Below are 6,887 nucleotides of genomic sequence, written 5' to 3'. Positions count from 1 at the left end.
GATGCTGCTCCGGGGCCCTGGCCGTTTCGGGACGTACCTCAGTCGTCCTTGGCACCCAGGGTGCCGAGGTAGAGCTCGATCACCTTCGGGTCGTCGGCGAGCTCGCGCCCGGCCCCGGTGTAGGCGTTGCGGCCCTGGTCGAGCACGTAGCCACGGTCGCAGATCTGCAGGCAGCGACGGGCGTTCTGCTCGACCATCACGACCGAGACACCCGCCTGGTTGATCTTGCGGGTCTGCACGAAGACCTCGTCCTGCATGACCGGCGAGAGCCCCGCGGAGGGCTCGTCGAGCAGCAGGACCGACGGCTCCATCATCAGCGCCCGGCCCATCGCGACCATCTGACGCTCACCGCCGGAGAGGCCACCGGCACGCTGCTTGCGGCGCTCCCCCAGGGCAGGGAAGATCCCGGTGACGAACTCGAACCGCTCCGCGAACTTCTTCGGGGCCTGGTAGCAGCCCATCTCGAGGTTCTCCTCGATGGTCAGGCTCGGGAAGACGTTGTTGTTCTGCGGAACGAACCCGATACCTCGTGAGACCAGCTCGTCGGCACGCTTGCCGGTGATGTCCTCACCCTTCAGCTTGACCGTGCCCTCGTGGATCTTCACCAGGCCGAACAGCGCCTTGAGCAGAGTCGACTTGCCGGCGCCGTTGGGGCCGATGATGCCGACCAGCTCGCCGGGCTGGCAGTAGAGGTCGGTGTCGTTGAGGATGTTGACCCCGGGAAGGTAGCCCGCGATGAGCCCGTCGGCGCGGAGCACCGCGCCCTCGGCCTCGCTCAGGTGCTTCTCGCGGAACTGCTCCGCATCGGTGGAAGTCACTTCGAGTCCTCCTCTTGGACGGTCTCGGCCTCGAGCTCTGCCTCGACCTCGGCCTCGAGGACCTCTTCGTCGAGCTCGCTCAGGTCGGTGTCGTGGTGGGCCCCGAGATAGGCGTCGATGACACGCTGGTCGGCCATGACCGACTCAGGAGTGCCCTCAGCGACGATCTGCCCCTGGGCCATCACGATGACCCAGTCGGAGATGTCGCGGACCATGTCCATGTCGTGCTCGACGAAGAGGACCGTGCGGCCCTCGTCGCGCAGCGACTTCACGTGACCGAGCAGCGACTGCTTCAGGGCCGGGTTCACCCCCGCCATCGGCTCGTCGAGCATGACGACCTCCGGGTCGACCATGAGCGCGCGGGCCATCTCGAGCAGCTTGCGCTGGCCGCCGGAGAGCGACCCGGCGAAGTCCTCGCGCTTCTTGTCGAGCAGGAACCGGGCCAGCAGGTCGTCGGCCTTCGTGGTGACCTCGTCCTCCTGCTTGCCCCACAGGAACTTGAACGGGGCGGCCCAGAACCGCTCCCCCTTCTGTCCCGTGGCGCCCAGGCGCATGTTCTCGATCACGGTGAGCTTGGCCAGCACCTTGGTGAGCTGGAAGGTGCGCACCATCCCGAGTCGGGCGACCTTGTAGGGGGCGACGCCCTTGAGCGACCTGCCCTCCAGGCTCCACGAACCGCTGTTGGGCTGGTCGAAGCCGGTCAGCAGGTTGAAGAACGTCGTCTTCCCGGCTCCGTTGGGGCCGATCAGCGCGGTGATCGCACCACGCTGGATCTCGACGTGGTCGACGTCGACGGCGGTGAGTCCTCCGAACGTACGCGTGATGTTGTCGGCGACGATGATCGGGTCGGACTTCTTGCTGCCCGGCTCCGTGCTCGCCCCGACCAGGCCCGCGGGCCCGGTCTTGGTCTCCACGGCGTTCGTCTCGGTGCTCGTCTGGTCAGTCATGTCAGCGTCCATCGATCGCGATCTCCCTACGGTCGCCGATGATCCCCTGGGGACGGAAGATCATCAGCAGCATGATGGCCAGCCCCAGCATGATGTAGCGGATCACACTGGCCTGGGTGTCGGTCATGATCACCGTCGGGATCCATCCGCCCTTACCTGCCGACTGGCTGAAGAACGAGCCTAGCCCCGCGATCAGGAACCAGAACAGGACCGAGCCGATGACCGGTCCCATCACGCGGCCCGCGCCGCCGAGGAGCAGAGCGGCGAAGGCGTAGAACGTCATCAGCGTGGAGTAGTCGCTCGGCACGACCGAGGCCTGCTTGAGCGCCAGGAACATGCCGCCCAGACCACCGATGACACCACCGAGAGCAAGCGCCTGCATCTTGTACGCGAACACGTTCTTGCCCAGCGAGCGGACCGCGTCCTCGTCCTCACGGATGGAGCGGAGCACACGGCCCCACGGGCTGCGCATGAGCGCCCACACGAGCACGCAGCACAGCGCGACCAGGATCCAGCCGACGGTCAGCGACCACAGGTCGTTGCGCCCGAAGGAGATGAACCCCAGATCGATGCCGCTGGTGTAGGGGTTGGCGTCCTGGAACGGCCCCGCGTAACCGTTGAGGCCGTTGGAGCCACCGAAGGTGTCCTTCATCTCTACCGAGCCGAAGACGAACCGCAGCACCTCGGCAGCGGCGATGGTGACGATCGCCAGATAGTCGGCGCGCAGACGAAGCGTCGGCACACCCAGGATCACGGCGAGCACCAGCGGGGCCACGATCGACATGGTGATACCGAGCCAGAACGGCGCCCCGAAGGTGACCACGGAGACGGCCAGACCATAGGCGCCCACGGCGACGAACCCGGCCTGGCCGAAGTTGAGCAGCCCGGTGTAGCCGAAGTGGATGTTGAGGCCGATGGCGGCCAGGGCGAAGACGATTGCCTGCGGGCCCAGAGCCTGCTGCAACGCTGCCCGGAGAATGTCGAGAATATCCATTGTCTCTCCTACCCGAGCCGCTCTTTGCGACCCAGGATGCCCTGGGGCCGGACCAGCAGGATCACGATCATGATCAGCAGCGGGCCGATCTCCTTGATGGAGGTGGGTACGCCGAACAGCGGCCCGAGCTCGTAGACGAGCCCGATCACCAGCGAGCCGACGAGAGCACCCCAGATCGTGCCGAGACCACCGAGGGTGACCGCAGCGAGGATGACCAGCAGGATCCGCATGCCCATGAAGGCGTTGACCTGCAGCTGCATCGCGTAGAGCACACCGGACAGCGCGGTCAGCGCTCCACCGATCACCCACGCGTTGGTGATGACGCCGTCGACCCGCAGGCCGGAAGAGGCGGCCAGTGCCGGGTTGTCCGAGACCGCGCGCATCGCCTTGCCCATCCGGCTCTTGGCCAGCCACAGGCAGACCGCGGTGATCGTGACGATCGAGATGAGCACGATGACCACCTCACGGTCGGCGAGCGAGAGCCAGAGGTAGTACCAGTGCTGCTCGCGCTGCTGGCCGTTGTACTGCGACAGCGCCCGCGTCGAGGAGCCGTAGAAGTACTGGAACAGGTAGCGCAGGAAGATCGCCAGGCCGATCGAGACGATCATCATCGCGATCAGACCGGTGCCACGCCGGCGCAGCGGGCCCCACAGGATCTTCTCCTGCGCGAAGCCACCCAGGCCACCGAGGAGGACCGCGATGATGCCGGCCAGGAGCACCGAGACCGAGGCCAGAGCGCCGGTCTTGAAGACCTGGTCGAAGGTCCAGGCCATCAGCGCACCGAAGGTGAGCATCTCGCCGTGGGCGAAGTTGGACAGGCCGGTCGTGCCGAAGATCAGCGAGAACCCGAGGGCAGCCAGGCACAGGACCAGGGAGAACACGATCCCCGCGCGCAGGTTCTGGGCGAGGTCCTTGGCGAAGTTCGACTGCTCACCGGCGGTGACCCCGATCGGGAAGATCGCCCGGTTGTTGGGTCCCTGGAAACGTACCTGGACGGTTGCCTCGCCCTTGGTGTTCTCGTCGAGGACCGTCCCTTCCGGGAGCGTCTTCTCGTCGAGGGTCACGGTGTACTTACCGAGCTCCTCGACGACGATGATCGCCACACCCTTGTCGTCGGTGACGCCCTCGCCGGCCTTCTTGCCGTCCTTGCTGACCTCGAGGGTCACTCCCGGGATCGGTTTCGGATTGCCTTCGGCATCCTTGTTGGCCTCGTCCTGAAGCGTCACCTGGATCGCGGTGGCGTCCGGCGGTGGGGTCTCGGTTGCCTGTGCGGCACCCGGGCTCCCAACCAACAGCACCATCAGCGCACCGATGAGCGCGACGAGGACTCTGTAGAGCCGCTTGCGCACGTGGGTACTCCTGCCTGTGTGTCCTAAAGACGGATCCTGACACCAGCTGAATACGCTGGTCGGCCGGATCCGCGCGGGCAGTCTAGGCCGACTTCACCCACGAACAAGCCACAGGTTGACCCTCAATGGAGACCGCAACCGATCTGTGACGTGCCGTTTACACGGATTCAGGTACGTGGCCCGCTGACGCCGTGCTCGATGACGCCCTCGGCGACCTGGCGCATCGAGAGTCGCAGGTCCATCGCGGTCTTCTGGATCCACCGGAAAGCCTCGGGCTCGCTCAGCGTGAGGCCCTCCTGCAGGATGCCCTTGGCCCGGTCGACCGCCTTGCGGGTCTCCAGCCGGTCGGTCAGACCGGCGACCTCCCGCTCGAGCTGGGCGAGCTCCTGGAAACGGCTCACCGCCAGCTCGATCGCCGGCACCAGGTCGGTGATGTTGAACGGCTTGACGAGGTAGGCCATCGCGCCCGCGTCGCGGGCCCGCTCGACCAGGTCGCGCTGCGAGAAAGCGGTCAGCATGACCACCGGGGCGATCCGGTCGCGCGCGATCGCCTCCGCCGCCGCGATCCCGTCGAGCACCGGCATCTTCACGTCGAGGATCACCAGGTCGGGTCTGTGCTCGGTGGCGAGCTCGATCGCCGCCTTGCCGTCGCCCGCCTCACCGACGACGTGGTAACCCTCCTCGGTGAGCATCTCCTTGAGGTCCATCCTGATCAGGACCTCGTCCTCCGCGATGACTACCGTACGCCGCGCCTGGCTCTCCGGGGTGCTGCTGGGGTTGCTCTCCGTCACGAGCACAGACTAGGCCATCCGCAACCCTGTCCCGAGGTGATCTTGCCCTCTGCGCTCATGTAGGTTTTGACCGGCCGAGATGCCCCGGTAGTCCAACGGCAGAGACGATGTGCTCAAACCACATACAGTGTCGGTTCGAATCCGACCCGGGGCACCACAAGCCAAAGGCCGTGGAGTGCCGTGCGCACCAGGTGCGTACAGCGCTCCACGGCCTCTGGCCGCAGATCTTCTGCGCTAGCTCTTGCGCTCGTAGGCGGGCGCGACCTCGTTGATCGCGTCGCCGATGCGGTGGATGCGCAGGGCGTTGGTGGAGCCGGGGATGCCGGGAGGCGAGCCGGCGATGATGACGACGAGCTCGCCCTCCTCGACGCGGCCGAGCTTGAGCAGGTTCTCGTCGACCTGGCGGACCATCTCGTCGGTGTGCTCGACCTCGTCGGTGCGGAAGGTCTCGGTGCCCCAACTGAGCGCGAGCTGGCTGCGTACGGCATCGGAGGGGGTGAAGGCGAGCAACGGGATCGCGCCGCGCAGCCGGGAGAGGCGGCGGGCGGAGTCACCGGAGGTGGTGAAGGCGACCAGGTATTTCGCGCCGACACGGTCGGCGACCTCGGCGGCGGCCTTGGCGATGACGCCGGAGCGGGTGTGCGGGTCCCAGTCGATGCGGGTGAGCTCGGCGGCTGCGGAGCTGTCCCGGGAGAGGGCGTGGCGCTCGGTGGCGGCGATGATGCGGGCCATGGTCTCGACGGTGTGGATGGGGTATTCGCCCACGCTCGTCTCGGCGGAGAGCATCACTGCGTCGGCGCCGTCGAGGACGGCGTTGGCGACGTCGTTGGCCTCGGCGCGGGTGGGCGCCGGGTTGGAGATCATCGAGTCGAGCATCTGGGTGGCGACGATGACCGGCTTGGCGTTGAGGCGGGCCAGCTCGATGATCCGCTTCTGCAGGAACGGCACCTCCTCGAGCGGGCACTCCACGCCGAGGTCGCCACGGGCCACCATGAACATGTCGAAGGCGGCGATGACCTCGTCGAGGTTGTCGATCGCCTGCGGCTTCTCGATCTTGGCGATGACCGGGACGACACGCCCCTCCTCGTCCATGATCTTGCGGACGTCCTCGTAGTCCTCCGCGTTTCGCACGAAGCTGAGCGCGATCATGTCGACGCCGAGCCTGAGCGCGAACCGGAGGTCCTCCTCGTCCTTCTCGGACAGGGCCGGCACGGAGACGGCGACGCCGGGCAGGTTGATGCCCTTGTTGTTCGAGACCGGCCCGCCGACCAGCACCTCGGTGTGGACGTCGGTGTCGTCGACCGCGGTGACCCGCAGGCGCAGCTTGCCGTCGTCGATCAGGATCGGGTCGCCGACCTTCACGTCACCGGGAAGTCCCTTGTAGGTCGTCCCGCAGATCTCGTCGTCACCCTGCACCTCGCGCGTGGTGATCGTCCAGGCCTGGCCGCGGCGCAGGGTCGCGGAGCCCTCCTTGAACCGCTCCAGCCGGATCTTGGGCCCCTGCAGGTCAGCGAAGATACCGACGCTGTGCCCGCTCGCAGCCGCCGCCTCCCGCACCAGCGCGTAGTTGCCGGAGTGGTCGTCGTGGGAACCATGGCTCATGTTCATCCGGGCGACGTCCATGCCTGCGTAGACGAGCTCGCGGATGCGACGCTCCGTCCCGACGGCGGGTCCCAGGGTGCAGACGATCTTCGCTCTTCTCACGGGAGCCCAGACTACTCCTCTGGAACGTTCAAACCAGCACCCGCGGGCGCCTCTCTTCGGAGGTTCATCGAGCATTCACGCCGGACCGCCGGGTCAATGGACGGGTGCCACAAACTCCTCGCCACAAGTGTGTACGAACCTTGTCCTATCCTCCGATCCGATGGCTGAGACCCGACTGGCCCGGCACCACCCCTGTGGAGGTGCCGGGCCCCGGGTGGGCACGCCGTTTTTCCACGGGCCGGGGTGGTATAAAAAAAAACCAACCCACCAGACGGTGTGTAAAC

At 66.6% G+C, this 6,887-nt stretch carries 6 protein-coding genes and 1 tRNA gene; 1 reads left to right on the top strand and 6 read right to left on the bottom strand.

The window, feature by feature from the left end; all coding sequences use genetic code 11:
- Positions 1-38: 38 nt before the first annotated feature.
- From ACFV9G_RS29460 to ACFV9G_RS29440, 5 genes are all read right to left on the bottom strand, one after another.
- Positions 39-818 carry an ABC transporter ATP-binding protein gene (locus ACFV9G_RS29460; RefSeq protein WP_378732965.1) on the bottom strand — a complete coding sequence of 260 codons (780 nt, stop codon included), beginning with the start codon at positions 816-818 and terminating at the stop codon, positions 39-41.
- Positions 815-1,765 carry an ABC transporter ATP-binding protein gene (locus ACFV9G_RS29455; RefSeq protein ID WP_378732963.1) on the bottom strand — a complete coding sequence of 317 codons (951 nt, stop codon included), beginning with the start codon at positions 1,763-1,765 and terminating at the stop codon, positions 815-817. Before ACFV9G_RS29455 ends, ACFV9G_RS29460 begins: the two co-directional genes overlap by 4 nt.
- A 1-nt stretch (position 1,766) precedes the next feature.
- The gene (locus tag ACFV9G_RS29450) at positions 1,767-2,759 is read right to left on the bottom strand and encodes a branched-chain amino acid ABC transporter permease (protein WP_378732961.1); all 993 of its coding nucleotides are present in this window, start codon (positions 2,757-2,759) and stop codon (positions 1,767-1,769) included.
- Positions 2,760-2,767: 8 nt separating this feature from the next.
- On the bottom strand, positions 2,768-4,108 hold the full coding sequence (locus ACFV9G_RS29445) for a hypothetical protein (RefSeq protein WP_378732959.1): 1,341 nt from the start codon (positions 4,106-4,108) through the stop codon (positions 2,768-2,770).
- A 167-nt stretch (positions 4,109-4,275) separates the two neighbouring features.
- Positions 4,276-4,905: an ANTAR domain-containing response regulator gene (locus ACFV9G_RS29440; RefSeq protein WP_091046519.1), complete on the bottom strand. Its 630-nt coding sequence runs from the start codon at positions 4,903-4,905 to the stop codon at positions 4,276-4,278.
- Between the two features lie 75 nt (positions 4,906-4,980).
- On the opposite strand from ACFV9G_RS29440, the gene ACFV9G_RS29435 reads away from it, so the two are divergent.
- Positions 4,981-5,056: transfer RNA gene (locus ACFV9G_RS29435), tRNA-Leu, on the top strand.
- Positions 5,057-5,133: 77 nt separating this feature from the next.
- Here the strand turns inward: ACFV9G_RS29435 and pyk are convergent.
- The gene (gene pyk / locus ACFV9G_RS29430) at positions 5,134-6,603 is read right to left on the bottom strand and encodes a pyruvate kinase (RefSeq protein WP_378732956.1); all 1,470 of its coding nucleotides are present in this window, start codon (positions 6,601-6,603) and stop codon (positions 5,134-5,136) included.
- Positions 6,604-6,887 lie beyond the last annotated feature (284 nt).

It is taken from the genome of Nocardioides sp. NPDC059952 (assembly GCF_042730435.1).
Lineage (GTDB): Bacteria > Actinomycetota > Actinomycetes > Propionibacteriales > Nocardioidaceae > Nocardioides.
The sequence above is the reverse complement of the archived record's forward strand: the minus strand, read 5'-3'. Positions and strand labels throughout refer to the sequence as shown.